This window comes from Kitasatospora sp. NPDC036934, from assembly GCF_055608425.1.
The window spans coordinates 49,344-76,273 of sequence record NZ_JBVJQR010000004.1 but is presented as its reverse complement, the minus strand read 5'-3'; the positions used below and the strand labels follow the sequence as shown (position 1 = coordinate 76,273).

Below are 26,930 nucleotides of genomic sequence, written 5' to 3'. Positions count from 1 at the left end.
GGAAGGACTCCCGCCCCGGGCTCGGGCACTACTCGGCCGCCGTATCACCCTCGGCGGCCGCGGCCTTCTTGGCCGCCGCGCTCGTCCGCTTGGTCGCGGTCTTGCGGGCGGTGGTCTTCTTGGCCGCCGCGGTCGTCTTCTTGGCGGCCGTCGTCTTCTTGGCGGCGGTCTTCTTCGCGGCGGTCTTGCGGGCGGCCCGCTTCTTGGGAGCCGGGGCCTCCTCGGCGGACTCCTCCTCCGCTGCGGGGGCCTCCACGGCCTCCACGACGGCGGGCTCGGCGACGGCCTCGGGCGCCGCTTCCGCGGCGGCCTCCGCGGTCTCGACGGCCGGGGCGGCGGCCGGGGCGGCGGCCGCCAGCGCCGCCTCCAGGGCCGCGTCGGCCTTCGCCTGCAGCACCACGATCTCGGCGGCCTGCGGCGCACCCGCCGGAGCCGTCGCCTTGCGCACCGCGCGGCGGCGCGGACGGCCGGCCGGAGCGGAGGCGGGGGCCTCGACCACCGGCGCCTCGACCACGGCGGTCTCGGCCGCCGGGGCCTCCTCCGTCACCTCGACGCCCGGGACCTCCAGGGCCAGCTGGCCCTCGATCTCCTCGCGCACCGGCTCGGCCGGCTCCACGTCGGCCTCGGCGAAGGCCTCGGCCACCGTCGACCCGGCCTCGACGGCCTGCGGCTCCTCGTGGCCCGCGCCGCCCTTGCCCCGGCGACGGCGCTTGCCGCTGCCGGCCTCGACGGCAGCAGCCGCCGAGGTGTGGACGTGGGCGCTCGGCTGCTCCATGTGGACGATCACACCGCGGCCGTTGCAGTGCACGCAGGCCTCGGAGAAGGACTCCAGCAGTCCCTGGCCGACCCGCTTGCGGGTCATCTGGACCAGGCCCAGCGAGGTGACCTCGGCCACCTGGTGCTTGGTCCGGTCCCGGCCCAGGCACTCCAGCAGGCGGCGCAGCACCAGGTCGCGGTTGGACTCCAGGACCATGTCGATGAAGTCGATCACGATGATGCCGCCGAGGTCGCGCAGCCGCAGCTGGCGCACGATCTCCTCGGCCGCCTCGATGTTGTTCCGGGTGACCGTCTCCTCCAGGTTGCCGCCCTGGCCGACGAACTTCCCGGTGTTGACGTCGATGACGACCATCGCCTCGGTGCGGTCGATCACCAGCGAACCGCCGCTGGGCAGCCAGACCTTGCGGTCCAGCGCCTTCATCAGCTGCTCGTCGATCCGGTAGGTGGCGAACACGTCCACCTCGGAGGTCCACCGCTGGAGCCGCTCGGCGAGGTCCGGGGCCACGTTGGAGACGTACTCGTGGATGGTCGTCCACGCCTCGTCGCCGGAGACGATGACCTTGGTGAAGTCCTCGTTGAAGATGTCGCGGACGACCCGGACGGTCATGTCCGGCTCGCCGTACAGCAGCGCCGGGGCGTTGCCGGTCGCGGCCTTCTTCTGGATGTCCTCCCACTGCTGCTGGAGGCGCTGGACGTCGCGGGTCAGCTCCTCCTCGGAGGCGCCCTCGGCGGCGGTGCGCACGATGACGCCCGCGTCGTCCGGGACGATCTTCTTCAGGATCTGCTTCAGCCGGGCGCGCTCGTTCTCGGGCAGCTTGCGCGAGATGCCGGTCATCGAGCCCTCGGGCACGTACACCAGGTAGCGGCCGGGCAGCGAGATCTGGCTGGTCAGGCGGGCGCCCTTGTGGCCGATCGGGTCCTTGGAGACCTGCACCAGCACGGACTGGCCGGACTTCAGCACCGACTCGATCCGGCGCGGGCCGCCGTGGCCCAGCGCGCCGAAGTTGACCTCACCGGCGTACAGCACCGCGTTGCGGCCCTTGCCGATGTCGACGAAGGCGGCCTCCATCGACGGCAGGACGTTCTGGACCTTGCCCAGGTAGACGTTGCCGACGTACGAGGTGGCCTGCTCCTTGTTGACGTAGTGCTCGACCAGCACGCCGTCCTCGAGCACGCCGATCTGGGTGCGCTGGCCGTTCTGGCGCACCACCATGACGCGCTCGACCGACTCCCGGCGGGCCAGGAACTCGGCCTCGGTGATGATCGGCACCCGGCGGCGGCCCAGCTCGCGGCCCTCACGGCGGCGCTGCTTCTTCGCCTCCAGACGGGTCGAGCCCTTGATGGACTGCACCTCGTCCGGGTCGAAGGACGGCTCGGTGGAGCGGCGGCGCGGCTCGCGCACCTTCACCACCGTGCGGACGCCGTCCTCGGTGGTCTCGGCGGTCTCGACGGCGCCGGCCTCACCGCTGCGGCGGCGACGGCGGCGGCGACGGCGGGACGAGGACAGGCCGGAGGCCAGATCGTCGTCGTCCTCGTCCTCCTCCTCGGCGACGTGGGCCGGCTCCTCGGCGACGGGCTGCTCGGTCTCGGCGGCCTCGAACTCCTCGGCCTCACCACGGCGACGGCGGCGGCCGCCCCGACGGCGACGGCGCGACGGACGACCGTCCTCCCACTCGTCCTCGGTCTCCGGACCGGCGGCGGGGGCCTCCACGGCGGGCGCCTCGACGACCGGGGCCTCCACCACGGGGGCCTTGGCGGCGGCCTTCGCGGGGGCAGCCTTGGCGGGCGCCTTGGCCGGGGCCTCGGCGGCCGCCTTGCGGCGGCCCGGCTCGACCCGGGTGCGGACCCGGCGACGGCGGCCGACGCCGCTGTACTCGTACTCGTCCTCTTCCGAGCGCTCGGCAGCGGCCGGAGCCTCGACCGGCACCGGGGCCGGAGCCGCGGCGGCGGCGACGGCGGCCGGCTGCTGCGGCGCGGCGGGCGCGACGTAGGGGGCGGGCTCCTGGAAGACCGGCGCCTGGAACACCGCGGTGGCCGGGCGGACCGCACGGCGGCGCACCCGGTGGTGCGGTTCGGCCTCGGCGACCGGCGCGGGCGCGGGCGCAGCGGCGGGAGCCTCGACGGCCTCCTCCGCGGCGGGCTCCTCCTCGACGGCGGGCTCCTCGGCCACCGGCTCCTCGACCGGGGCCTCGACCACCGGCGCGGCCTCGACCACGCGACGGCGGCGGGGGCGGCGGGCCGGAGCGGCCGGGGCCTCCTCGGCCACCGGCTCGGCGACGGGGGCCGCGACCGGGGTGGCGGTCTCGGCCGCGGGCTCCTCGGCGGCGGCGGTCTCGACGGGCGCCTCCGCCCGCTTGCGGGTGCGGCGGGCCCGAACGGGCTTCTCCGCCTTCTCCTCGGCCTTGGTCTGCGCGACCTCGCTCTCCGCCGCCTTGGCCTCCTCGGCCTCCGGAGCGGTGACCACGATCGCGGTCTCCTCCGGAGCACCGGCCGGAGCCTCGGCCCGCTTGCGGGTCCGGCGGGCCCGGACCGGCTTCTCGGCAACCGGGGCCGCCTCGGCGGCAGGCGTCTCGGCCGGGATGACCGTCGTCTCAACCGGGACGACCGTCTCGGCCGCCTCGGTGGCCGCCCCCTGCGGGGTGCCCGCCGGGCGGGACACCGCCCGGCGACGACGGCGCGGCGGCGCGGCGGACGCGCCCTCACCACCGGTCGCGGCGGTTTCGTTCTGTTCCGTGGCCGCGTTCTGCTGCGGATCGGTGTTATCGAGCATGCGGGTGGATCTCCCGTCAGGCCCCCGGGCTCCGCATCCGGGCACGGCGCGGCACCAGTGGGCGGCCGGCATCGCGACGATGCTCGGGCCGGACCCTTTGACGGTGCCGCCGCGCGGACGCGAGGCCGCACAGGGGCTCGTAGTCTCGCTCGGCGCCCCGCGTGGCGCGGGGTGTCGAAAGTCTTCTGGTCTGACCAGTCTTCTGTGGTTTTCCCAAGCTGAGCCGTCCCCCAACCCCGGGTGGCTCCCGGACGGGGTCCCGGGCCCTTCGACCGTCCTGGTCGACGGGCCCCGAGTGGCCGGCCTGTGCTGCGACGACGCTCGCTCCCCTGGGGAGCCGCGGGAACCCTGGAGGACCTTCGGGTCCAGTGAGGTACTGGACCCGGCCTCCGCCCACTAGGCGGACGCGGTAGCGCGCGGCCCGGCGGCCGTTTCTCAGCCTGCCGGGGCCGCAGCGCGGTCGAGCGCCAGCGGGTCGGTCACCGTGCCGGACTCCTCGTCGAGCGGCCCCTGCGCCAGCCTGGTCACCTCTGCGGGGACCGGCGGCGCCAGGTCGGCCGTCGCACGGAGACCGGACAATACGTCGTCGGGTCGTACGGCGGGTGTCGCGTGTCGTACTACCAGGCGCAGTATCGCACAGGGACGGCCGGTCCGAACATCGCGGTCGGTTCCGGCCGCCGTGTCCGCACCGCCGTCGACCTGCGGCTCGACGGCTTCGAGCGCCGCCACCGCACCGCGCGCGTCGAAGACCCGCACGCCGTTCTTGGTCCGGCGCTCGACCTCGACCTTCTCCTCGGCGAGGAACTTCCGGACCGCCTGCACCGCCTCGTCCGGCTCCACGCCGTCCAGGCGCATCAGCCACTCGGAGGCCTCCAGGCGCTCCACGAAGTTCGGCGTCCGGACCTCGACCGCGTCGATCACGTCCAGGCCGGGCGGCAGCGAGCCGTCCAGCTGCGCCCGCAGCTCCTCCGGGTCACGCACGGCGGCCAGCCCGATCTCCAGGTACTCCGCCTCGCTCGCGACCCCGGTCGGGGCGGCGTTCGCGTAGGAGACCTTCGGGTGCGGGGTGAAGCCGGCCGAGTAGGCCATCGGAACGGCGGACCGGCGCAGGGCGCGCTCGAAGGCGCGCTGGAAGTCACGGTGGCTGGTGAAGCGGAGCCGGCCGCGCTTGGTGTAGCGGAGACGAATCCGCTGCACCGTCGGCGCGGGCGGCGGACCATCGGGCGTACGGCGTGCCAGGGTCGCTCAGTCCTTAGTCAGTTCTCCCCGTCCGGCGCGGCGCAAACCCGCCACTGTCCGGACGCTGTCACCTCAAAGGGTACGCGCCCCGCCACCCCCCTCGCTCCGCCCCTGGTCAGCCGCCCACGACCGACCCCCGCCCGGAACGCTCCGGACGGGGGTCGAAGGACGTACCGCCGCCTACTTGTTGACGACCGTCAACGGCAGCAGCTTCTTGCCGGTGGGCCCGATCTGGATGACCGTCTGCATCTGGGGGCACACGCCGCAGTCGAAGCACGGCGTCCAGCGGCAGTCGTCGACCTCGACCTCCTCCAGGGCGTCCTGCCAGTCCTCCCACAGCCAGTCCTTGTCGAGGCCGCTGTCCAGGTGGTCCCAGGGCAGGACCTCCTCGTAGGAGCGCTCGCGGGTGGTGTACCAGTCGACGTCGACGCCGGTGCCGGCCAGGCCCTTCTCGGCGGAGGCCATCCAGCGGTCGTACGAGAAGTACTCGCGCCAGCCGTCGAAGCGGCCGCCGTCCTCGTAGACGGCGCGGATGACGGCGCCGATCCGGCGGTCGCCGCGGGAGAGCAGGCCCTCGACGATGCCGGGCTTGCCGTCGTGGTAGCGGTAGCCGATGTTCTTGCCGTACTTGCGGTCGCCGCGGATGGAGTCGCGCAGCTTGGCGAGGCGGGCGTCGGTGGCCTCGGCGGACAGCTGCGGGGCCCACTGGAACGGGGTGTGCGGCTTGGGCACGAAACCGCCGATGGAGACGGTGCAGCGGATGTCGTTCTGGCCGGTGACCTCGCGGCCCTTCTGGATGACGTTCTTCGCCATCTCACCGATCTGGAGCACGTCCTCGTCGGTCTCGGTGGGCAGGCCGCACATGAAGTACAGCTTCACCTGACGCCAGCCGTTGCCGTAGGCGGTGGCGACGGTGCGGATCAGGTCCTCCTCCGACACCATCTTGTTGATCACCTTGCGCATGCGCTCGCTGCCGCCCTCGGGGGCGAAGGTGAGGCCCGAGCGGCGTCCGTTGCGGGACAGCTCGTTGGCGAGGTCGATGTTGAAGGCGTCGACGCGGGTGGACGGCAGCGACAGGCCGATCTTGTCCTCGGTGTAGCGGTCGGCCAGGCCCTTGGCGATGTCGCCGATCTCGGTGTGGTCGGCGCTGGACAGCGACAGCAGGCCGACCTCCTCGAAGCCGGTCGCCTTGAGCCCGCGCTCGACCATCTCGCCGATGCCGGTGATGCTTCGCTCCCGCACGGGGCGCGTGATCATGCCGGCCTGGCAGAAGCGGCAGCCGCGGGTGCAGCCGCGGAAGATCTCCACGGACATCCGCTCGTGGACGGTCTCCGCGAGCGGGACGAGCGGCTGCTTGGGGTACGGCCACTCGTCGAGGTCCATCACGGTGTGCTTGGACACCCGCCACGGCACGCCCGGGGCGTTCGGCACGACCCGGCCGATCCGGCCGTCGGCCAGGTACTCCACGTCGTAGAACTTCGGCACGTACACCCCGCCGGTGCGCGCCAGGCGCAGCAGCAGTTCGTCGCGCCCGCCCGGGCGGCCCTCGGCCTTCCAGGCACGGATGATCTCGGTGATGTCGAGGACGGCCTGCTCGCCGTCGCCGATCACCGCGCAGTCCAGGAAGTCCGCGATCGGCTCCGGGTTGAAGGCCGCGTGACCGCCGGCCAGGACGATCGGGTCCTCGTCGGTGCGGTCCTTGGCCTCCAGCGGGATGCCGGCCAGGTCGAGCGCGGTCAGCATGTTGGTGTAGCCGAGCTCGGTGGAGAACGACAGCCCGAACACGTCGAAGGCCTTGACCGGGCGGTGGGCGTCCACCGTGAACTGCGGGACGCCCTGCTCGCGCATCAGCGCCTCGAGGTCCGGCCAGACGCTGTAGGTGCGCTCGGCGAGCACGCCCTCGCGCTCGTTCAGCACCTCGTAGAGGATCATGACGCCCTGGTTGGGGAGCCCGACCTCGTAGGCGTCGGGGTACATCAGCGCCCAACGGACGTCGCAGGCGTCCCAGTCCTTGACGGTCGAGTTGAGCTCGCCGCCGACGTACTGGATCGGCTTCTGGACGTGCGGGAGGAGGGCCTCCAGGCGTGGGAAGACCGATTCGACAGTCATGTACTAGGAACCCTTACGACGTGATTCGGTGCCGCGATCCGGCACGGGAGGGGTGACCCTCAAGGGTAGCCCAATCCGGGGAACGGCCCGTCCGAGCAGACCCCCGCCCGTGCGCCCCGGCGCGATCCGTGCCCGCCGGTGACCGCCCCGGCACGCGCGGTGCGCGCCCGCCGCCCGGCGTCGTCCGCCGTTGACACGCCCGGAGAGCCCGTGCGGTACTGACAGGGCCCTGCTCAAGGCCCTGCACCCCTTCCCGAGACGGGAGTTGGGTCGTACGCTCGGCCAACGCCGACTCCCCCCGGCGGCCAGCCCACCCCAGCACGCCCTCCCCCGTCCCCGCGCGGCCCCCTCCCCCGGCCCCGCAGAGCCCGTCCCCGGCCCGCAGGCCGCGTCCGGCGGCGCGGCATGCCCGCGCCCCGGCGGCCGTACGACCGGTCGCAAGGAGAACCATGACCGACACCGGTCGGCGGGTCCGGCCCCTGACCCTGCGAACCCCCGACGCCCGGCCGGCCCGCTACCCCACCCCGGCCCAGGCCGAGTGCGCGGCCCGGCGGCTCGCCCTGCGCCACCCCGACCGCTGCCGGCTGCGCGAGGTGGGCCGCTCCCGGGCCGGCCGCCCGCTGCTGCTGCTCTCGGTGGACCGCGGGCCGCGCGCCGTCCTGGTGGTCGGCGGCCCGCACCCGAACGAGCCGATCGGCACCGCCGCCGCCGTCCGGCTGGCCGAGGTGCTACTGGAGCGCCCCGCCCGGCCGGGCCTGTCCTGGCACCTGCTGCTGTGCCTGGACCCGGACGGCGCCGCGCTCAACGCCGGCTGGCTGGACGGCCCGCTCACCATGCACCGCCACTACGAGCACTTCTTCCGCCCCGCCTTCGAGGAGCAGCCCGAGCTGCTGCCCGCCCCGGGCTCCGGCCGCCGGCCGATGCCGGAGAGCCTGGCACTGACCGGGCTGATCGACGAGCTGCGCCCCTTCCTGCAGTGCTCGCTGCACGGGGTGGACTTCGGCGGCGCCTTCGTCCAGCTGACCGGCCCGGTGCGCGGTCTCGCCGAGCGCTTCGCCCGCTCCGCCGACCGGGCCGGCATCCCGCTCGACGTGGACTCCTACGACGCCATCGGCTGGCCCAGCCCCGCCCCCGGCACCTACCTGATGCCGGCGCCCGGCGGAGCCGGTGCCTCCCGGGCGCTGCCGGACGAGCCGGAGCTGTCCACCTGGTCGTACGCGGCCCGGCACGGCGCGGTGACCGCCGTCCTGGAGGTCCCGATGTGGGCCGTGGACGCGGTCGGCGACAGCCGCACCCACCCGGCGGGGCCGCGGGCCGTCGGCGAGGCCGCCCGCGACCTCACCCTCCGCACCGAGCAGCTCACCGCACTGCTCGCGCGCGTCCCGGCGCAGGCCCGGGAGGCGTACGGCCCGCTGGTGCGCACCGTCGAGTTCAACCTGGCGGTGGCGCCGCGGGTGGCCGCCGAGTGGCTGGAGCTGTGGTGCGCCGGTCCGGTGAGCGTCTCCCGGGCGACCACAACCGGGCTGGTCGCGGCCCGGCTGCCGCTACGGGTCGCCTCGATCCTGCTGCGGCTGCTCGCCGACGTCCGCGGCCCGGTGGCGGAGGCCGCCCGCGAGCGCGCCCGTGCCGTGGTCACGGACAGTCTGGAGCGGCTGCGCCACCGCTTCGGTGCCCGCTGGGTGCCGGTCCAGGAGCAGCTGGCCCACCAGACCCGGGCGGTCCTCACCGCCGCCGACTGCCTGCTTCAGCAAAGCTGACGACCCGTCAACTATTCATTGCCGCATGACAGAAGGGCCGGTCCGGGATAGCTCCCGGACCGGCCCCGCCCTGCACCGTCCTGCCACTCGAACGCTCAGGCCGCTATCGGCCGCTGGCTGCGCACCGCCTGGAGCAGCCCGATCCCGATCCAGACCGCGAACATCGAGGAGCCGCCGTACGAGACGAACGGCAGCGGGATGCCCGCGACCGGCATGATCCCCAGGCACATCCCGATGTTCTCGAAGGCCTGGAAGGAGAACCAGGCGATGATCCCGGCCGCCACGATCGTCCCGTACAGGTCAGTCGCCTGGCGGGCGATCCGGCAGGCCCGCCAGAGGATCACGCCGACCAGCGCGATGATCGCCAGCGCCCCGACGAAGCCCAGTTCCTCTCCGGCGACGGTGAACACGAAGTCGGTCTGCTGCTCCGGCACGAACTGCCCGATGGTCTGCGTCCCGTGGAACAGCCCCTTGCCGGTCAGCCCGCCCGAGCCGATGGCGATCCGGGCCTGGGCGGTGTTGTAGCCGACGCCGTTGGGGTCGAGCTGGGGGTTGGCGAAGGCGGCGAAGCGGTCGATCTGGTACTGGCTCAGCAGCCCGAGCTTCCAGATCGCGATGCTCCCGCCGACGCCGAGCGCGAGGATGCCGAGCACCCAGCGGTTGGCGGCACCGGAGCCGAGCAGGATGCCCAGCACGATCGCCGACATCACCATGACCGACCCGGCGTCCGGCATCAGCAGGACGAGTCCCATCGGCAGGGCGGCCCAGATCAGGCCCCGGAACACCGCCCGGTGCGAGGGGAACTCCCGCTCCCCGGCGTCCACCTGGTCCGACAGCACGACGGCCATCGCCAGCAGGATGGCGACCTTCGCGAACTCGGCCGGCTGGACGGAGAATCCGCCGCCGAGCTGGATCCACGAGTGGGCGCCGTTGACGGTCGAGCCGATCGGACTGAGCGTCGCCAGCAGCAGCAGGAGCACGCCGATGTAGACGAAGGGCACCAGGGTGCGGACCCGCCGGGCTCCTATCGCTATCACCACGGCGCACAGCACCAGGCCGATCACGAAGTTCGTCAGGTGCCGGTAGAGGAAGTACTGCGGGTCCCCGTGGGTGAGGTTGTCGCGCCCGCGGGTGGCCGACCACACCAGCAGCGAGCCGCCGAGCGAGAGGGCCAGTCCGGCCAGCAGCAGTATCCAGTCCAGCCGCCAGAGCGGGGAGTCCTTGGCCAGGGCCTTGGAGACCCCGCTGCGCTGCGGGGTCAGCCTCAGCTGCCGGTACGAGCCGTAGGAGGTCATGCCCGTCCCCTTCCCTGGCGGTTCGGTTCGAGGGCGGTGTCGGTCGCGGTGTACGACGCCGGACTGTCGGCGGGCGGCGCCGGGTCGAGGAAGGTCGCTCCCGGGTCGTAGTGGGCCGGGCCGTAGTCCGCCGGCGCGGCCGCCCCCGGCTGGGCCGAGGCGGTGTCCAGCAGCACCGGAGCCGGAGCCGCGACCGGAACGCCCTGCGCCGGGGCGGCCGGCCCCTGCACCGCGCCGGTGCCGTACGAGGCCGGCTTGATGATCGCGGTGCCGTCCGGGTTGAACTTCGGCAGCTCGCCCTGCGGCGCGGGCAGCAGCGCCTTGCTGTTGTCGATGTTGCCCTTGTCGTCCACGCCGTACAGCGCCTGGTAGATCCGGCGGACGGCGTCGCCCGAACCGCCGGAGCCGGTGCCGCCCTGGCTAATCGTCATGACGACGGCGTAGTCCTTGCTGTACGTGGTCAGCCAGGAGGTGGTCTGCTTGCCCTCGACCTCGGCGGTTCCGGTCTTGGCGTGCAGCTCGATCTTGTTCTGCGGCCAGCCGGCCCCGGAGAACTTCCAGGCGGCGGTACCGCTGGTGATGACGCCCGCGGTGGCCTGGTCGATGTAGCTGAGCAGCTTCTGGTCACCGGGGAACTTGGCGTCCTCGTGCGGGGCGATCTCGCGGACGAGGTCTCCGCTCGGGCTTATCACGGCCTTGGCGATGGTCGGCCGGTAGAAGGTGCCGCCGTTGGCCAGGGCCGAGTAGATCCGGGCCATCTGGACCGGGGTGACGAGGGTGTCGCCCTGGCCGATCGCGAAGTTGACGGCGTCACCGGCGCGCATCTGGTAGCCGTCGACGCAGTTCTCCCGGGCGATCTGGTCCGAAAAGCTGTTGCCGCCCTTCTGCGCCTGCGCGCACCAGGCGTCCTTGTTGTTGTCGTAGAAGGACTGCTTCCACTGCCGGTCCGGCACCCGGCCGGGGACCTCGGCCGGCAGGTCGATGCCGGTCTTGGCGCCGAGGCCGAACTCGTGGGCGGTCTTGAAGAACCAGTCGCCCGGGTCCTTCTTCGGCTTGATGCCGCCGTCCTTGGTCCACTGGTCGTACGCCAGGCCGTAGAAGACGGTGTCGCAGGAGACCTCCAGCGCCTTCTCCAGGGAGATGGCGCCGAAGTTCTCGCTCTCGAAGTTCTTGAACTCGCGGCCGCCGATGGTCAGGCTCTTGGGGCAGGGGTAGTTGCCGTCCAGCGAGTAGCCGGCCTGCACGGCGGCGGTGGTGGAGACGACCTTGAAGGTCGAGCCGGGGGCGGACTGACCCTGTATGGCCCGGTTCAGCAGCGGGAAGTTGGAGTCCTTGCTGGTCAGCGACTGGTAGTCCTTGCCGCTGATGCCGCCCACCCACAGGTTGGGGTCGTAGGTCGGGGCGCTGGCCATGGCGACGATCCGCCCGGTGTGCACGTCCATCACGACGGCGGCGCCGGAGTCGGCCTCGTAGTTGCGGTTGGTGACCTTGTCGAAGGTGTTCCGGGCGTCGGCCATGGCCTGCGCCAGGTTGTCCTCGACGACCTTCTGGACCCGGGCGTCGATGCTGGTCACCAGGTTGTTGCCGGTCTGCGGGGCGACGGTGCCGGCGGTGCCGATCACCCGGCCGAGGTTGTCGACCTCCAGCTTGGTGATGCCGGCGGTGCCGCGCAGGTCGCGGTCGTACACCGACTCCAGGCCGGCCCGGCCGATCTGGTCGGCCGGCAGGTAGCGGTCCAGGCCGGTCTTGTCGGCGGTCTTGCTGACCTCGTCGTCGGTGACCGGCGAGAGGTAGCCGAGCACCTGGGCCATGTTGGCGCCCTCGGCGCCGGTGTAGCGGCGTACGGCGGTGGGCTGCGCGGTGACCCCGGGGAAGTCCTCGCGGCGCTCCATTATCTGCATCGCCTGCTGGGTGGTCGCCTCCTTGGTGACCGGGATCGGCTGGTAGGGAGAGCCGTTCCAGCAGGGCTGCGGGGTCTTGGCGTCGCAGAGCCGGACCTTCTCCTGCACGTCCTTGGCGGGCATGCCCAGCACGTCGGCCAGCCGGCCGAGGACGCCCTTGCCGCCGTCCTTCTGCTGGAGCAGCGAGGTACGGCTGACGGAGACCACCAGCCGGGTCTCGTTGCCGGCCAGGATCCGCCCGGAGGCGTCCAGGATCTCGCCGCGGACGGCCGGATCGACCACCTCGCGGATGTGGTTGCCGGTCGCCTTGGCGGTGTACTCCTTGGCGTTGCGGATCTGCAGGTACCACAGCCGTCCGCCGAGGGTGGCGAGCAGCGACAGCACCAGGATCTGCAGCACCACCAGACGGATCGTCACCCGCCGGGTACGGCCGGTCTCGGGGATGTTGCTCACGTCTCGTGCGCTCCAGGGGTGCGGGAGGGTCAGGAGGTCCGGGGGCGGGCCTGGACCGGACGGTTACGGACGCCGGGCGAAGCCGGGCATGCGCCGCTTCTTGTAGGACGGCCCGCTCGAGACCTCACGCGTGGTGCGGTAGCGGGCCAGCGAGCCCAGGCCGGGGCCGCCCTCGTCGTCGTCGCTGGCGGCCGTCACCGGGTCGCGGCCGAAGCGGCGGCCGAGCAGCATCACCAGCGGCACCACGAAGGGGGCCAGCAGCAGGTCGTACAGCAGCGCGCTGATCACCAGTCCGACGAGGCCGACGTGCCGGGCCGCGGTGTCGCCGACCAGGGCGCCGACCATCGCGTACAGCAGGGTGGAGGCGATCGCCGCGGCGCCGACGACCAGCAGCGCGCTGGAGACGGAGCGCTGGCGGCCGTGCTCGGGGCGCAGCAGCCCGGCGGCGTAGCCCATCAGGCAGAGCACCAGCGCGTAGCGGCCGATGGCGTGGTCGGAGGGCGGCGCGAGGTCGGCCAGCAGACCGGCCGAGAAGCCGACCAGGCAGCCGCCGGTCGGCCCGTAGACCATGGCCAGGCCTACCACGACGAGCAGCAGTATGTCCGGGGTGGCTCCCGGCAGCTGGAGCCGTCCGAACACGCTGACCTGGAGGATCAGGCCGAACAGGATCAGGACGGCGGAGACGGGGATGCGGGCGAGGCGCATGGCTCAGTTCCCCCCAGTGGGCTTGGCGGGCGGGGCGGCGGACGCGGCCGGGGCCTGGCTCTGCCCCGGGGTGGGGGCGGGCGGCAGCACGGCGTCGCGCGGGTCGGTGCGCGGCGGCACGACGACCACGCCGACCAGGTCCAGCCGGGTGAACTGGACGAACGGCTCGACCAGGACGGTCTTGGTCAGCTGGCCGGCGTTGGCCTGGACCTCGGTGACCTTGCCGACCGGGACGCCGGGCACGAAGGGGCGGCCGCTCTGCGAGCCGAAGGTGACCAGCCGGTCGCCGGCCTTGACCTGGGCCTTGCCGTTGAGCAGGGAGACCTTCATCGGGCTGTCGCCGCCGCCGGAGGCGAAGCCGATCTCGCCGCTGCCCTCCAGCCGGGTGCCGGCCGAGAAGCCGGGGTCGGAGGCGAGCAGCACGGTGGCGGTGGTCGGGGCGACGGTGGTGATCCGGCCGACCAGGCCCTGGCCGTTGATCACCGTCATGTCGCGGGTGAGGCCGTCGTCGCTGCCGGCGTCGATGGTGATGGTCCAGGAGAAGCCCTGGGCCGGGCCGATCGCGATGACCTGGGCGGCCTTGACGGTGTAGCCGCCGGCGCCGGCGGTCCGCAGCAGGTCGTCCAACTGCTTGGTGCGTCCGGTGGCCATGTCGGAGGAGGCGAGCTTCTGCCGCAGTTCGGTGTTCTCGCGGGCGAGTTGGTCGGTGCGGCCGTTGTCGGTGGCTGCGTCGCGGAAGGCGCGGACGGTGTTGGCGACCGGGTCCACCACAGTGGCGGCGCCGCGTTCGACCGGGCCCAGGGCGCTGGCGGCCGCGTGCCGGGCCGGTCCGAGCGGGGAGTCCTCACCGCCCTTGATGTCCACGGTGATCAGCGCGAAGGCGACGGCCACCAGCAGGATGAGCAGCAGCCGACTCTCTCGTGTGTCCCTCACGGTGCTGGTACTGCCCCTTCGTACCTGGCGGCCGCCCGGGGCTGTGGGGCCCGGGCGGCGGCCCGTTCAGTTGAGTGTCGGAATGTGTCGTCGTGGTGCTAACGGCGCGGTGAGGCGTCCAGTACCTGCTGGAGCGCCTCGAACTCCTCGACGCACTTGCCGGAGCCGAGTGCGACGGAGTCGAGCGGGTTCTCGGCGATGTGGATCGGCATGCCGGTCTCACGGCGCAGCCGCTCGTCCAGGCCGCGCAGCAGGGCGCCGCCGCCGGTGAGCACGATGCCGCGGTCCATGACGTCGCCGGCCAGCTCGGGCGGGCACTGGTCGAGGGTGGTCTTGACCGCGTCGATGATCGAGTTGACCGGCTCGTCGATGGCGGCGCGGACCTCGGCGGCGGAGATGACCACGGTCTTGGGCAGACCGCTGACCAGGTCGCGGCCGCGGATCTCGGCGTGCTCGTCCTTCTCGCCCTCCATGCCGAAGGCGCTGCCGATGCTCATCTTGATCTGCTCGGCGCTGCGTTCGCCGAGGAGGAGGGAGTACTCCTTCTTGATGTGCTGGACGATCGCGTTGTCCAGCTCGTCGCCGGCGACCCGGATGGACTGGGCGGTGACGATGCCGCCGAGGGAGATGACGGCGACCTCGGTGGTGCCGCCGCCGATGTCGACGACCATGTTGCCGGTGGCCTCGTGGACGGGCAGGCCGGCGCCGATCGCGGCGGCCATCGGCTCCTCGATGATGTGCACCTGGCGGGCGCCCGCCTGCGAGGAGGCCTCGATCACGGCGCGGCGCTCGACGCCGGTGATGCCGGAGGGCACGCAGACCACGACGCGCGGGCGGGCGAGGTAGCGGCGGCGGTGGATCTTCAGGATGAAGTAGCGCAGCATCCGCTCGGTGATCTCGAAGTCGGCGATCACGCCGTCCTTGAGCGGGCGGATGGCGACGATGTTGCCCGGTGTGCGGCCGATCATCTTCTTGGCCTCGGCGCCGACCGCGAGGATGCCGCCGGTGTTGGTGTTGACCGCGACGACGGACGGCTCGTTGAGAACGATCCCCTTGCCCCTGACGTACACCAGCGTGTTGGCTGTTCCGAGGTCGATCGCCAAGTCTCGGCCGATGAACGACAGGTTGCTCGCCATGGGGTGTGGGTGCCTTCCCGGGCTCGGAGTTCTTGGGGTGGACGGATGCGCGCCCACGCTTGGGCGGAGACCAGCTGAGCTGCCGTACCGGGCCCTTGAGTCGCGTCCATCGTAGTCACGCCGCTCGGTACGGACATCGACGCGGGGCATACCGTCCATTGTCCGGAGCGTGTTCGCTTCTCCGAGCATTGGGACGCCGTGTCGGCGTCCCCAGTTCCCTATTTCACGATAAGAATGCCCCGGCCGGGCCAATGGTCCCGACCGGGGCGGTACGAACGTCCTGCCGGGGGCGTCGCCCTGACGATCCGGCTGCGGGATCAGACGTTCGCGGGGAAGAAGATCTTGATCTCACGCTCGGCGGACTCCGGGGAGTCGGAGGCGTGGATCAGGTTCTCGCGGGTGATGGTCGCGTAGTCGCCGCGGATGGTGCCGGAGCCGGCCTCCAGCGGGTTGGTGGCGCCGGCCAGCATCCGGATGCCCTTCACGACCTCCTCGCCCTCGACGATCATCGCGATCGACGGGCCGGAGGTCATGAACTCCAGCAGCGGCTCGTAGAACGGGCGGCCGACGTGCTCGGCGTAGTGCGTCTCCAGGGTCGCCCGGTCGAAGGTGCGCAGCTCGACCGCGGCCAGCCGCCAGCCGGCCTTGCGCTCGATGCGGCTGATGATCTCGCCAGCCAGGCCGCGGCGGACGGCGTCGGGCTTGAGCAGGACGAGAGTGCGCTGGGACACGGTGCGTCTCCTGGGGATTTGGTACGGCATGCGGTATGGGGCAGAGGTTACCTTGCGTGAACGACCGGTCGGCCACCCCCGCCCGAGGGTCAGGTGGCCTGGGCCTCGGCGGCCGCGCGGGCGGCCTTGAACTCGTCGACCTTGCGGCCGTAGTGCACCGAGCACCACCACAGGCCGGCGAAGACCACGCCGAGGCCGAACATGGTCGGCAGCACGAAGCCGCTGGCGATCAGGCCGATCTGCAGTGCCCAGCCGATCTGCACCGCGCCGGGGCGGTTGATCATGCCGCAGAGCGCGATGCACAGCGCCATCGCGATCCCGCTGACGATCCACACGGTGGCCGTCGAGACGCTGGACAGCTGCATCGCGACCAGCGCCGCGAACATGATCAGCAGCGCCTCGCCGATCAGCGTCGAGGAGCAGAGCGTCCTCATGTCACTTCCTCCCGAGCAGCAGGCGGGCCTCGCCCACCGTGATGACCGAACCGGTGACCAGCACCCCGGCGCCGCCGAGGTCGCCCTCCTCCTCTGCCAGGGTGACGGCCGCGGCGATGGCGTCGTCGAGCCGGGGCTCGACCTGCACCCGGTCTTCGCCGAAGACCTCGACGGCGAGGGCCGCGAGCTCGTCCACGTCCATCGCGCGGTGGGTGGAGTTCTGGGTGATGACGACCTCGGCCAGGATCGGCTCGAAGGCCTCCAGCACGCCGGCCACGTCCTTGTCGCCCGAGGTCCCGACCACGCCGACCAGGCGGGTGAAGCCGAAGGACTCGGAGAGCGCGGCGACTGTGGCCCGGGCGCCGTGCGGGTTGTGCGCGGCGTCCAGGACGATCGTGGGGCTGCGGCGGACGACCTCCAGCCGGCCCGGCGAGGAGACGCCGGAGAAGGCCTGGCGGATCTTGTCCACGTCCAGCTGTCCGCCGCGGGCGCCGCCGACGCCGAAGAAGGCCTCGACCGCGGCCAGCGCCAGCGCCGCGTTGTGCGCCTGGTGTTCGCCGTGCAGCGGGATGAAGACGTCCTCGTACTCCTCGCCGCCGAGCCCGCGCAGCGTCACCAGCTGGCCGCCGACGGCGAGCTCACGGCGGATCACGCCGAACTCCATGCCCTCGCGGGCGACCGTGGCGTCCACCTCGACGGCCCGGCGCAGGATGACCTGGGCGGCGTCCAGCTGCTGCTGGGCGACCACGGCGACGGCGCCGGACTTGATGATCCCGGACTTCTCGACCGCGATCTCGCCGGTGGTCTCGCCGAGCTTGTCGGTGTGGTCCAGTCCGATCGGGGTGATCACCGACACCACGGAGTCGATGACGTTGGTGGCGTCCCAGGAGCCGCCCATGCCGACCTCGACCACCGCGACGTCCACCGGGGTGTCGGCGAAGGCCGCGTAGGCCATGCCGGTCAGCACCTCGAAGAAGGACATCTGGACGGGCTGCGCGGCGTCGACCATCTGCACGTAGGGCTCGATGTCGCGGTAGACCTCGACGAACCGCTCCGGGCTGATCGGGGCGCCGTCCAGGGTGATCCGCTCGGTGACGGACTCCACGTGCGGGCTGGTGTAGCGGCCGGTGCGCAGCTCGAAGGCGCTGAGCAGTTGCTCGATCATCCGGGCGGTGGAGGTCTTGCCGTTGGTGCCGGTGATGTGGATGGACGGGAAGGACCGCTGGGGCTGGCCCAGGATGTCCATCAGCGCCTCGATCCGGTCGAGCGAGGGCTCCAGCTTGTTCTCCGGCCAGCGCTTGGAGAGTTCCACTTCGACGTCGCGCAGGGCGTCGCCGGTGCTGCCGTCGGCGGGGCGGAGGGTGTACGGGTTCGGGTCGGCCTTGTCGCTCACGACCACAGTCTACGGAGCGGTGGCGGCCCGCCCTCACAGGGCGAGGGCGGCGGCGCCGGCGGTGATCGCGGCACGGCGGGCGGCGGGGTGGGAACGACCACTTTGCCCCATCTTTGCCCTGGTTCCGAAGTCTCCCCCCTAGCTATCGATTCTGCGAGTTCTGGTGGCAATGAAGCAATGATTCACAACCAATAAGAGCCAGCAGCCTTCGATCACAAGGAGCTTCCATCGCGCCTTCAAGCGCGACCGGCTGACCGTCCTCAACACCCTCACCGCCGAGGAGGGCCGGGCCGGCCCGCCCCTGGCCCGAGCGCGCCCTGCTGGAGGACTACGAGTCCGGCCTCGACCTGCGGCTGGCCGGCCGGCGGCTCACCCACGTCACCGAGACCCAGGTCTCCCAGGAAGGCCTGATCTCGCTGCGCCGCTTCCTCACCCGGCGCACCCGCTGGGCCCAGGGCGACATGCAGTGCCTGCGCTGCCCGAGGAACACAACCGGGTGATGGTCGACCACGTCTCCGACCTGCTCTGCGCCGCCACCGAGGACAACGTCGCCGACCTGCGCGCCGCCACCCCGAGCCCGTACGGCGACGGCCGCGCCTCGGCCCGGATCGCCGCGCCGACCGCCGCACTGGCCGACGCGACCGCCCGGCCCGTCGGCGGCAGCGCCCTCGCGACGGCCGCCCAGGCACCTGCGCGCCATGCCGTCGCTGGTCCACCGGGACCCTGGGCGGAGGCGTCAGACCCCGGCCCGGGCCTCCGGGACGTGCACGGCGCCACCGTGCCGCCGACGCAACTCGGCGGTGATCTCGGCCAGTTCGCCCTCGGGCAGCAGCGGCAGCATCATCGCCATGCCCTGCAGCAGACCCCCGAGCAGGTAGGTGGTGTCCGCCGTCGCGGCGACCAGGCCGCGGACCTCGGCCACCCGGCCGTCCGCGACCGCCTCGATCAGCTGGGCCGCGTTCGCGGTCTCCTCGTCCACCTCGACCGCCGCGGTGTCCTCCGGGGCCCGCCGGGCCATCGCCCGCAGCACCCGGTCGCCGACCTCGGCGGCGTAGGCCTTGCGGACGGCCTCGGCGGCGATCCAGGCGAGCAGGGTGGTCACCTCCCGCTCGGCGTTCTCCGCGAACAGCAGGTCCAGCTCGTGGTCGAACGCGAGCTGGTTCCCGTGCCGGAAGGCGAGCAGCAGCGTCGCCGCCCTGGCCTTGGCCTCCTCGACCGCCTCGGCAGGCAGTTCCTGGGCCAACTCCTCGGTCACCACCACGCCATGCCCTCCCGTCTGTCGCTCAGCAGGAACGCTCAGCAGAAACACCTTCGGAAACTCCGTGCACACCGTACACATCCGACCTGGAAACTTCCGCGAACGCGCGCGGGCAAGACCGGAATCAATTCGCTCGGAATAAGACCTCACCCGGTCCAGGATGAATATTCGCCGGAAGGGAGCAATGTTGCTGCTCTATTAGGCGTAGCGGCTGCCGTATTAGCCGAAGGGGTCGAAGGAACCGGCGGGCCGGAAAACCCCGAGGGGCCGCACTCCGCGCGTCGCGGGGTGCGGCCCCTCGGGGGGCGATCCGGGTTCAGCCCTGCGGCAGCGCCGCGAGCTGGGCGGTGATCCGGGCGATGTCGGCCTCGGCGGCCTCCTGGCGGCCCCGGATCTTGGCGACCACCTCGTCCGGCGCCTTGGCCAGGAAGGCCTCGTTGCCGAGCTTGGCGGTGGTCTGGGCCTTCTCCTTCTCGGCCGCCGCGAGGTCCTTGGCGAGGCGCTTGCGCTCCGCCGCGACGTCGATGGTGCCGGAGAGGTCCAGCGCGACGGTGGCACCGGCCACCGGCAGCGAGGCGGTGGCCGCGAAGCCGTCGTCCGGGAGGGTCAGCCGCAGCAGCGAGCGGATGGCGTCCTCGTGGACGGCCAGCACGGTGCCGGCCAGCTCCAGCCGGGCCGGGACGCGCTGCGCGGGCTGCAGGCCCTGGTCCGAACGGAACCGGCGGACCTCGGTGACCACCTGCTGCAGCGTGGCGATCTCCGACTCGGCCGCCGCGTCGCGGTAGCCGCTGTCCTTCGGCCACTCGATCACGACCAGCGACTCGCCGCCCGTGAGCGCCGTCCAGAGCGCCTCGGTGACGAACGGGACGATCGGGTGCAGCAGCCGCAGGGTGACGTCCAGCACCTCGCCCAGCACCCGGCGCGAGGCGTCGGCCTGTGGGCCGCCCTTGGCCAGGGTGGTCTTGGAGAGCTCGACGTACCAGTCGAAGACCTCGTCCCAGGCGAAGTGGTACAGCGTGTCCGAGACCTTGGCGAACTCGTAGTCGTCGTACAGCGCGTCCACCTTGGCCACGGTGGCGTTCAGCCGCGACAGGATCCAGCGGTCGACCGCGGTCAGCGCCTCCGGCGCGGGCAGCGGGCCCTCGACGGTGGCGCCGTTCATCAGCGCGAAGCGGGTGGCGTTCCAGATCTTGTTGCAGAAGTTGCGCGAGCCCTTGACCCAGTCCTCGCCGATCGGCACGTCGGCGCCCGGGTTGGCGCCGCCGGCCAGGGTGAAGCGGACGGCGTCGGCGCCGTAGGCGTCCATCCAGTCCAGCGGGTCCACGGCGGTGCCGGAGGACTTCGACATCTTCTTGCCGAACTCGTCGCGCACCAGGCCGGTCAGCGCGACGGTCTTGAACGGCGCCTCGCCGTCCATCGCGTACAGGCCGAACATCATCATCCGGGCGACCCAGAAGAAGATGATGTCGTGGCCCGTGACCAGGACGTCGGTCGGATAGAACTTCTCCAGGTCGGCGGTCTTCTCCGGCCAGCCGAGGGTGGAGAACGGCCACAGGCCGGAGGAGAACCAGGTGTCCAGGACGTCCGGGTCCTGGACCCAGCCCTCGCCGGTCGGCGGCTGCTCGTCCGGTCCGACGCAGACGACCTCGCCCTCGGGGCCGTACCAGACCGGGATCCGGTGGCCCCACCAGAGCTGGCGCGAGATGCACCAGTCGTACATGTTGTCGACCCAGTCGAAGTAGCGGCGCTCCAGCTCCTTCGGGTGGATCTCCACCTTGCCGTCGCGGACGGCGTCGCCGGCGGCCTTGGCCAGCGGCTCGACCTTGACCCACCACTGCAGCGACAGCCGCGGCTCGACCACCGTGTGGCAGCGCGAGCAGTGGCCGACGGCGTGCATGTACGGGCGCTTCTCGGCGACGATCCGGCCCTGCTCGCGCAGCGCGCCGACGACGGCCGACCGGGCCTCCATCCGGTCCAGGCCGAGGAAGGGGCCGTGCACGGTGATCGTGCCGCGCTCGTCCATCACGGTCAGGTTCGGCAGGCCGTGGCGCTGGCCGATGGCGAAGTCGTTGGGGTCGTGCGCGGGCGTCACCTTGACGGCGCCGGTGCCGAACTCCGGGTCGACGTGCTCGTCCGCGACGACCGGGATCTCCCGGTCGGTCAGCGGCAGCTTGATGGTCCGGCCGACCAGGTGCTTGTAGCGCTCGTCCTCCGGGTGGACGGCCACAGCGGTGTCGCCCAGCATCGTCTCGGCCCGGGTGGTGGCCACGACGATCGAGTCCTCGCCGTCGCCGTAGCGGATCGAGACCAGCTCGCCCGGGGTCTCCTCGTGCTCCACCTCGATGTCGGACAGCGCGGTGAGGCAGCGCGGGCACCAGTTGATGATGCGCTCGGCGCGGTAGATCAGGCCGTCGTCGAACAGCCGCTTGAAGATGGTCTGGACGGACTGGGACAGGCCCTCGTCCATGGTGAAGCGCTCGCGCGACCAGTCCACGCCGTCGCCGAGGCGGCGCATCTGGCCGAGGATGCGGCCGCCGTAGCTCTTCTTCCACTCCCAGACCTTCTCGACGAAGGCCTCGCGGCCCAGGTCGTGACGGGAGAGGCCGGCCTCGGCGAGCTGCTGCTCGACCTTGTTCTGGGTCGCGATGCCGGCGTGGTCCATGCCGGGCAGCCAGAGCGTCTCGAAGCCCTGCATGCGCTTGCGGCGGGTCAGCGCGTCCATCAGCGTGTGCTGGAAGGCGTGGCCCAGGTGCAGGACGCCGGTGACGTTCGGCGGGGGGATGACGATCGTGTACGCGGGCTTGTCGCTCTTCGCGTCCGCGGTGAAGTACCCACGCTCCACCCAGCGCTCGTACAGCTCGCCCTCTACGTCCGCGGGGGTGTAGGTCGTCGGGAGGGTTGCCGCATCGTCCCCGGCAAAGGTGCTCACGGGGCGCTGGTTCGTCGTGTCGGTCACGACGCACAGTTTACGTAACCGGGGGCGCTGGTCACGAACCGCTTTCGGTCCGCGGACTCGGCCCGTCCGAACGCTCCCGCGACGGGCGGCGTGCGATAGCGTGCCCGGGCACTCGTCCGGGTGACCGGACGTGTACGGAGCCAGCCAAACGCAGATCGGCCGCAGGTGCGGCGGGGGAGCACGAGGGACAGATGTACGGCCAGGGACAGCAGTATCCGCAGGGTCAGCCGTATCCGCAGGGACAGCCCTACGGGGGCCAGCCGCCCTACGGCGGACCCCCGCCGCAGCAGCCGTACGGCGCACCGCAGCCCCAGTACGGCTACCCGCCCCAGCAGCAGCCCTACGGCAGCCCGCAGCCCCAGTACGGCGTGCCGCCGCAGGGCCCGTACGGCCAGCCCGGCTACCCGGCCGCGCCGCAGAAGGGCAAGGGCGGGCTGGTGATCGGCCTGGTCATCGGCGCCCTGGTGCTCGGCGGCGGCGGGTTCGCCGCCTGGAAGTTCCTCGGCGGCGACGCGGGCGGTCAGTACAAGCTCTCCGCCCCGCAGACGCTGCTGGACGGCTACGTCCAGAAGTCGGCGAAGGAGGAGGCCGCCGACATGAGCAAGCCCGACGTCGCCAAGCTCGGCAAGGACCTGCACGCGCTGGTGGCCAGCTACAGCAAGGGCGCCGACGTCAAGAACATGGACTCGCTGTCGGTCATCGGCATCTACGGGTCCATCAACGACCCGGACCAGATCATCTCGGACAGCAAGAAGGACAGCGGCGGCCTCACCTGGACCACGCCGATGACCGACTACCCCGCGAAGGACAGCCACGCCTCCTCGGGCAAGCTCAGCTGCGGTGTGGCCAGCGTCATCGCCGGCAAGCCCGGCCCGACGGTCTGCGTGTGGGCCGACAAGTCCACCTTCGGCCGGGTCACCTTCACCCACCTCAGCCTGAGCACCACCGGCGGCGACAGCACCCAGGGCGTCACCCCGGACCAGGCAGCGGAGAAGACCCGGGCCATCCGCGACGCCATGAAGGTCGCCAAGTAGTCCGGGCGCGCGCCCGGGGCCTCCTGCAGCACCACCACACCGCCGGAGCATCCGGCGGCATCCACGCGTGACGTCCCAGAAAGGGCCTCGCATGTCCGATCAGAACCCGTACGGGCCCCCGGCACAGCCCGGGTACCCGGCGACGCCGCCGCCGGCCGCCCCCGGCTACGGCGGCGTCCCCCCGCAGGCCCCGCCGCCCGGCTACCCCGCGCCCGGCGGTCCGGAGGCCGGGGGCTACCCGGGCTACGGCGGGTACGCGCCGGTGCCGCCGCCGCGCAAGTCGCGCCGGACGCTGTGGATCGTGCTCGGGACCGTCGCCGCCGTGATCCTGCTGGGCGGCGGCACGCTGGCCTACTTCGTCTGGAGCGCGACCAGCAACGCGGGCACCCAGAAGATCGTCCTGCCGGCCACCTTCCAGGACCTCAGCCGCAACGACGACAGCGAGGTCACCTCCGCCATGGAGAAGGCGATGACCGACAGCCTCGGTCAGGGTGACGGCAACTGGAAGCCGACCGGCGTGGCCGGCATGTACCAGAACGCCCAGTCGGAGCCGCAGATACTCGTCGCCGGGGCCTACGGCAAGGTCCTGCTGCCCAAGCAGGAGCTGGACCAGGCCTTCAACGGGGTCGGCGGCAAGGGCGGCGCCACGGTCACCGACCGCCACGCGGTGGACGCGGGCCCCAAGGGCGGCACCATGGAGTGCGGCGTGATGACCGAGAGCGACAGCAAGGTCGGCCTGTGCGCCTGGGCCGACAACAGCAGCCTGGTCATCGTGATGCGGATGCCCGGCGACGACGGCAGCAGCCAGCCCGACCTGGACAAGCTCGCCTCCGACACCCGCGACCTGCGCGCGGTCGCCGAGGTGGCCAAGTAGCCCCACCCGGCCCACGGACACGGAAGGGGCCCCGCACCGGATCGGTGCGGGGCCCCTTCCGTACGTCTGGTACGGCCGTCGGGTCAGGCGCTCTTCTCGCGGCGCTCGCGCTTGATCATGTCGCGCGGGACGAGGGTCGGGATGGCGTGCTTGGAGACGACGTCCCCGGTGACCACCACGCGGGCGACGTCCTGACGCGAGGGGACCTCGTACATCACGGACATCAGCACCTCCTCCATGATGGCCCGCAGACCACGCGCGCCGGTGCCGCGCAGGATCGCCTGGTCGGCGATCGCCTCCAGCGCGTCCCGGGAGAACTCCAGCTCCACGCCGTCCAGTTCGAACAGCTTGCGGTACTGCTTCACCAGCGCGTTCTTCGGCTCGGTGAGGATCTGCAGCAGCGCCTCGCGGTCGAGGTTGTGCACGCTGGTGATCACCGGCAGCCGGCCGATGAACTCGGGGATCATGCCGAACTTCACCAGGTCCTCGGGCATCACCTGGCGGAAGTGGTCGCTGGCGTCCGACTCGCGCTTGGAGCGGATGTTGGCGCCGAAGCCGATGCCCTTGGCACCCGCGCGGCCCTCGATGATCCGCTCCAGGCCGGCGAACGCGCCACCGACGATGAACAGCACGTTGGTGGTGTCGATCTGGATGAACTCCTGGTGCGGGTGCTTGCGCCCGCCCTGCGGCGGCACCGAGGCGGTGGTGCCCTCCAGGATCTTCAGCAGCGCCTGCTGCACGCCCTCGCCGGAGACGTCGCGGGTGATCGACGGGTTCTCGCTCTTGCGCGCGACCTTGTCGATCTCGTCGATGTAGATGATCCCGGTCTCGGCCTTCTTGACGTCGTAGTCGGCCGCCTGGATCAGCTTGAGCAGGATGTTCTCGACGTCCTCGCCGACGTAGCCGGCCTCGGTCAGCGCGGTGGCGTCCGCGATCGCGAAGGGGACGTTCAGCATCCGGGCCAGGGTCTGCGCCAGCAGGGTCTTGCCGGAGCCGGTGGGGCCCAGCAGCAAGATGTTCGACTTGGCCAGCTCGATCGCGTCCTCGCGGCCGTTGCCGCCGCTACGGCCGGCCTCACCCGCCTGGACCCGCTTGTAGTGGTTGTAGACCGCGACCGACAGCGCCTTCTTGGCGAGGTCCTGGCCGACCACGTACTGGTCCAGGAACTCGTAGATCTCGCGCGGCTTCGGGAGCTCCTCGAAACGGACCTCGGAGGTCTCGGCGAGTTCCTCCTCGATGATCTCGTTGCACAGGTCGATGCACTCGTCGCAGATGTACACGCCTGGGCCGGCGATCAGCTTCTTCACCTGCTTCTGCGACTTGCCGCAGAACGAGCACTTGAGCAGGTCGCCACCGTCTCCGATGCGTGCCACGAGGTGCTTCCCCTTCGCCAGGGGCCCCGCAGGGGTTCCGGGGCCTGGTGCTGTGGACCGTCCGCGCCGACGGCGCTCGGTCTCGCTATCCGACGGTACTCTGCCGGGCCCGTGATTCCGTCCTCTTCGCCGGGTCTGCCCTACGCCCTGGGCGAATTGATACCGAACAGATGCCGTGACAGCGCCCGCCGACGGGCCGGGGCGGGGCGCGCAACCGGGTGCGCGCCCCGCCCCGACGGTGCCGTCCTCAGGAGGTCAGCGAGGTCTTGCGGGTGGAGATGATCTGGTCGACCAGGCCGTACTCGGCGGCCTCCTCGGCGGTCAGGATCTTGTCGCGCTCAATGTCCTCGCGCACCTGCTCCACCGACTTGTTGGAGTGCTTGGAGAGCATCTGCTCCAGCTGCTCGCGCATCCGGAAGATCTCCTTGGCCTGGATCTCCAGGTCGGACACCTGGCCGCGGCCGGTCTCGGTGTACGGCTGGTGGATCAGGATGCGGGCGTTCGGCAGCGCCATCCGCTTGCCGGGGGTGCCGGCGGCGAGCAGCACGGCCGCGGCGGAGGCCGCCTGGCCCATGCAGACCGTGGTGATGTCCGGCTTGACGTACTGCATGGTGTCGTAGATGGCCGTCAGGGCGGTGAACGAGCCGCCGGGCGAGTTGATGTACATCTGGATCTCGCGGTCCGGGTCCATCGACTCCAGGCACAGCAGCTGCGCCATGATGTCGTTCGCCGACACGTCGTCGACCTGCGAGCCGAGGAAGATGATGCGCTCCTCGAACAGCTTGGCGTACGGGTCGTACTCGCGGATGCCCTGCGTGGTGCGCTCGACGAACCGCGGGACGATGTAGCGGCCCTCGGCGCGCATGTCCTCGACGCGGGCCTGGGCGGCCGACAGGCTGGGGATGTTCATGGGGGTTCTTGTCCTCCGGGGCGTTGTGGCTGTGGTCTCGTGGGCCGGGCCGAGGCTCAGGCGCCCGTGCCGCCGCCGCCGGGGACGTCCGCGGCGCTGTGCATGATCGCGTCGATGAGGCCGTACTCCAGGGCCTCCTCCGGGGTGAACCAGCGGTCGCGGTCGGAGTCCCGGGTGATCTGCTCGAAGGACTGGCCGCTGTGGAAGGCGATCAGTTCGGACATCCGCTTCTTGGTGCGGAGCAGCTGCTCGGCCTGGATGCGGATGTCGGTGGCCGAGCCGCCGAGGCCCGCGGAGGGCTGGTGCATCAGGATGTTGGCGTTCGGCAGCGAGAAGCGCTTGCCCTTGGCGCCGGCGGTCAGCAGGAACTGGCCCATCGAGGCGGCCATGCCCATCGCGATGGTGACGACGTCGTTCTTGATGTACTGCATGGTGTCGTAGATCGCCATGCCCGCCGAGATCGAGCCACCCGGGGAGTTGATGTAGAGGAAGATGTCCTTCTCGGGGTCCGCGGCCAGCAGCAGCAGCTGCGCGGTGATCTTGTTGGCGATGTCGTCGTCGACCTGCTGGCCGAGGAAGATGATCCGCTCGTTGAGCAGTCGGTTGTAGACCTGGTCGCCAAGGCCCCCGAGCACGTCACCAGCGGCGGCGTGCGGCGCCATCGGGCCAGGCATCTGCATCTGCGGGAACGTCACTTAGCCACCTGCTCAGTCGATTTGGACGGTCGATCGACGGCCGTCACGGTGTCGCACAGCTTCCGGGTATCACGTTGTGATTGTTGCTGTCCAAGGACCCTAACGCGCAGGCCCGGCCGCAGAATCCCTCACGCAGAACTGTTCGCTGTGAGCGCAGGGTCGCGCGGGGCCGCGGTGGGACGACAGCGGGCCCGGAC

General features: G+C 71.7%; 19 protein-coding genes and 1 pseudogene. 4 read left to right on the top strand and 16 right to left on the bottom strand.

The window, feature by feature from the left end:
- Positions 1-28: 28 nt before the first annotated feature.
- The 3 genes from ACZ7BZ_RS07725 to ACZ7BZ_RS07715 all read right to left on the bottom strand — a co-directional run bounded on the left by ACZ7BZ_RS07725 (position 29) and on the right by ACZ7BZ_RS07715 (position 6,895).
- Complete coding sequence (locus ACZ7BZ_RS07725) at positions 29-3,547, bottom strand: Rne/Rng family ribonuclease (RefSeq protein ID WP_470357594.1); 3,519 nt, start codon at positions 3,545-3,547, stop codon at positions 29-31.
- 435 nt (positions 3,548-3,982) lie between these two features.
- Positions 3,983-4,744 (bottom strand): TIGR03936 family radical SAM-associated protein, encoded by a 762-nt coding sequence (locus ACZ7BZ_RS07720; protein WP_470357593.1) that lies wholly within the window; start codon positions 4,742-4,744, stop codon positions 3,983-3,985.
- Between the two features lie 222 nt (positions 4,745-4,966).
- Positions 4,967-6,895 (bottom strand): TIGR03960 family B12-binding radical SAM protein, encoded by a 1,929-nt coding sequence (locus ACZ7BZ_RS07715; RefSeq protein ID WP_470357592.1) that lies wholly within the window; start codon positions 6,893-6,895, stop codon positions 4,967-4,969.
- Between the two features lie 449 nt (positions 6,896-7,344).
- Here ACZ7BZ_RS07715 and ACZ7BZ_RS07710 point away from each other — a divergent pair, with 449 nt between their 5' ends.
- The gene (locus ACZ7BZ_RS07710) at positions 7,345-8,652 is read left to right on the top strand and encodes a M14 family zinc carboxypeptidase (RefSeq protein WP_470357591.1); all 1,308 of its coding nucleotides are present in this window, start codon (positions 7,345-7,347) and stop codon (positions 8,650-8,652) included.
- 95 nt (positions 8,653-8,747) lie between these two features.
- Here ACZ7BZ_RS07710 and rodA read toward each other — a convergent pair whose 3' ends face one another.
- From rodA to folC, 8 genes are all read right to left on the bottom strand, one after another.
- A complete protein-coding gene (gene rodA / locus ACZ7BZ_RS07705) occupies positions 8,748-9,947 on the bottom strand; it encodes a rod shape-determining protein RodA (protein WP_380461838.1) in 1,200 nt (399 codons plus the stop codon).
- The gene (gene mrdA, locus ACZ7BZ_RS07700) at positions 9,944-12,301 is read right to left on the bottom strand and encodes a penicillin-binding protein 2 (RefSeq protein ID WP_470357590.1); all 2,358 of its coding nucleotides are present in this window, start codon (positions 12,299-12,301) and stop codon (positions 9,944-9,946) included. Before mrdA ends, rodA begins: the two co-directional genes overlap by 4 nt.
- Positions 12,302-12,364: 63 nt before the next feature.
- A complete protein-coding gene (gene mreD / locus ACZ7BZ_RS07695; protein ID WP_470357589.1) occupies positions 12,365-13,006 on the bottom strand; it encodes a rod shape-determining protein MreD in 642 nt (213 codons plus the stop codon).
- Positions 13,007-13,009: 3 nt separating this feature from the next.
- Positions 13,010-13,939 carry a rod shape-determining protein MreC gene (gene mreC / locus ACZ7BZ_RS07690; RefSeq protein ID WP_465741977.1) on the bottom strand — a complete coding sequence of 310 codons (930 nt, stop codon included), beginning with the start codon at positions 13,937-13,939 and terminating at the stop codon, positions 13,010-13,012.
- Positions 13,940-14,037: 98 nt separating this feature from the next.
- Positions 14,038-15,063 (bottom strand): rod shape-determining protein, encoded by a 1,026-nt coding sequence (locus ACZ7BZ_RS07685; RefSeq protein ID WP_317621116.1) that lies wholly within the window; start codon positions 15,061-15,063, stop codon positions 14,038-14,040.
- Positions 15,064-15,392: 329 nt separating this feature from the next.
- On the bottom strand, positions 15,393-15,806 hold the full coding sequence (gene ndk, locus ACZ7BZ_RS07680; RefSeq protein WP_470357588.1) for a nucleoside-diphosphate kinase: 414 nt from the start codon (positions 15,804-15,806) through the stop codon (positions 15,393-15,395).
- Positions 15,807-15,895: 89 nt separating this feature from the next.
- Positions 15,896-16,240, bottom strand: a complete 345-nt coding sequence (locus tag ACZ7BZ_RS07675) for a DUF4233 domain-containing protein (RefSeq protein ID WP_470357587.1) — start codon at positions 16,238-16,240, stop codon at positions 15,896-15,898.
- Position 16,241: 1 nt separating this feature from the next.
- On the bottom strand, positions 16,242-17,633 hold the full coding sequence (gene folC, locus ACZ7BZ_RS07670) for a bifunctional tetrahydrofolate synthase/dihydrofolate synthase (protein ID WP_470357586.1): 1,392 nt from the start codon (positions 17,631-17,633) through the stop codon (positions 16,242-16,244).
- Positions 17,634-17,944: 311 nt separating this feature from the next.
- Here folC and ACZ7BZ_RS07665 point away from each other — a divergent pair.
- Positions 17,945-18,133 (top strand): annotated as a pseudogene (locus tag ACZ7BZ_RS07665) (glycosyltransferase family 2 protein); the annotation flags it as partial.
- A gap of 236 nt (positions 18,134-18,369) precedes the next feature.
- On the opposite strand, the gene ACZ7BZ_RS07660 reads toward ACZ7BZ_RS07665, so the two are convergent.
- Positions 18,370-18,894, bottom strand: coding sequence for a hypothetical protein (locus tag ACZ7BZ_RS07660; protein ID WP_470357585.1), 525 nt, complete (start codon positions 18,892-18,894; stop codon positions 18,370-18,372).
- A gap of 313 nt (positions 18,895-19,207) precedes the next feature.
- Positions 19,208-21,847: a valine--tRNA ligase gene (locus ACZ7BZ_RS07655; RefSeq protein WP_470357584.1), complete on the bottom strand. Its 2,640-nt coding sequence runs from the start codon at positions 21,845-21,847 to the stop codon at positions 19,208-19,210.
- Between the two features lie 191 nt (positions 21,848-22,038).
- Here ACZ7BZ_RS07655 and ACZ7BZ_RS07650 point away from each other — a divergent pair, with 191 nt between their 5' ends.
- Together ACZ7BZ_RS07650 and ACZ7BZ_RS07645 are read left to right on the top strand one after the other, a co-directional pair.
- Complete coding sequence (locus ACZ7BZ_RS07650) at positions 22,039-22,881, top strand: hypothetical protein (RefSeq protein ID WP_470357583.1); 843 nt, start codon at positions 22,039-22,041, stop codon at positions 22,879-22,881.
- A gap of 91 nt (positions 22,882-22,972) precedes the next feature.
- A complete protein-coding gene (locus tag ACZ7BZ_RS07645) occupies positions 22,973-23,755 on the top strand; it encodes a hypothetical protein (RefSeq protein ID WP_470357582.1) in 783 nt (260 codons plus the stop codon).
- A gap of 83 nt (positions 23,756-23,838) precedes the next feature.
- On the opposite strand, the gene clpX is transcribed toward ACZ7BZ_RS07645, so the two are convergent.
- The 3 genes from clpX to ACZ7BZ_RS07630 form a co-directional block, all read right to left on the bottom strand.
- Entirely contained in the window at positions 23,839-25,128 is a 1,290-nt protein-coding gene (gene clpX / locus ACZ7BZ_RS07640; RefSeq protein WP_063347569.1) for an ATP-dependent Clp protease ATP-binding subunit ClpX, read from the bottom strand.
- A gap of 247 nt (positions 25,129-25,375) precedes the next feature.
- Positions 25,376-26,038: an ATP-dependent Clp protease proteolytic subunit gene (locus ACZ7BZ_RS07635; protein WP_329931164.1), complete on the bottom strand. Its 663-nt coding sequence runs from the start codon at positions 26,036-26,038 to the stop codon at positions 25,376-25,378.
- 56 nt (positions 26,039-26,094) lie between these two features.
- The gene (locus tag ACZ7BZ_RS07630) at positions 26,095-26,712 is read right to left on the bottom strand and encodes an ATP-dependent Clp protease proteolytic subunit (protein ID WP_046386806.1); all 618 of its coding nucleotides are present in this window, start codon (positions 26,710-26,712) and stop codon (positions 26,095-26,097) included.
- Positions 26,713-26,930 lie beyond the last annotated feature (218 nt).

Bases quoted from the DNA above. Each gene is read 5' to 3' on its own strand.
- ACZ7BZ_RS07725 (WP_470357594.1), bottom strand. From the start codon at position 3,547: ATGCTCGATAACACCGATCCGCAGCAGAACGCGGCCACGGAACAGAAC.
- ACZ7BZ_RS07715 (WP_470357592.1), bottom strand. From the start codon at position 6,895: ATGACTGTCGAATCGGTCTTCCCACGCCTGGAGGCCCTCCTCCCGCAC.
- ACZ7BZ_RS07710 (WP_470357591.1), top strand. From the start codon at position 7,345: ATGACCGACACCGGTCGGCGGGTCCGGCCCCTGACCCTGCGAACCCCC.
- rodA (WP_380461838.1), bottom strand. From the start codon at position 9,947: ATGACCTCCTACGGCTCGTACCGGCAGCTGAGGCTGACCCCGCAGCGC.
- mreD (WP_470357589.1), bottom strand. From the start codon at position 13,006: ATGCGCCTCGCCCGCATCCCCGTCTCCGCCGTCCTGATCCTGTTCGGC.
- ACZ7BZ_RS07675 (WP_470357587.1), bottom strand. From the start codon at position 16,240: ATGAGGACGCTCTGCTCCTCGACGCTGATCGGCGAGGCGCTGCTGATC.
- ACZ7BZ_RS07650 (WP_470357583.1), top strand. From the start codon at position 22,039: ATGTACGGCCAGGGACAGCAGTATCCGCAGGGTCAGCCGTATCCGCAG.
- ACZ7BZ_RS07645 (WP_470357582.1), top strand. From the start codon at position 22,973: ATGTCCGATCAGAACCCGTACGGGCCCCCGGCACAGCCCGGGTACCCG.
- ACZ7BZ_RS07635 (WP_329931164.1), bottom strand. From the start codon at position 26,038: ATGAACATCCCCAGCCTGTCGGCCGCCCAGGCCCGCGTCGAGGACATG.
- ACZ7BZ_RS07630 (WP_046386806.1), bottom strand. From the start codon at position 26,712: ATGCCTGGCCCGATGGCGCCGCACGCCGCCGCTGGTGACGTGCTCGGG.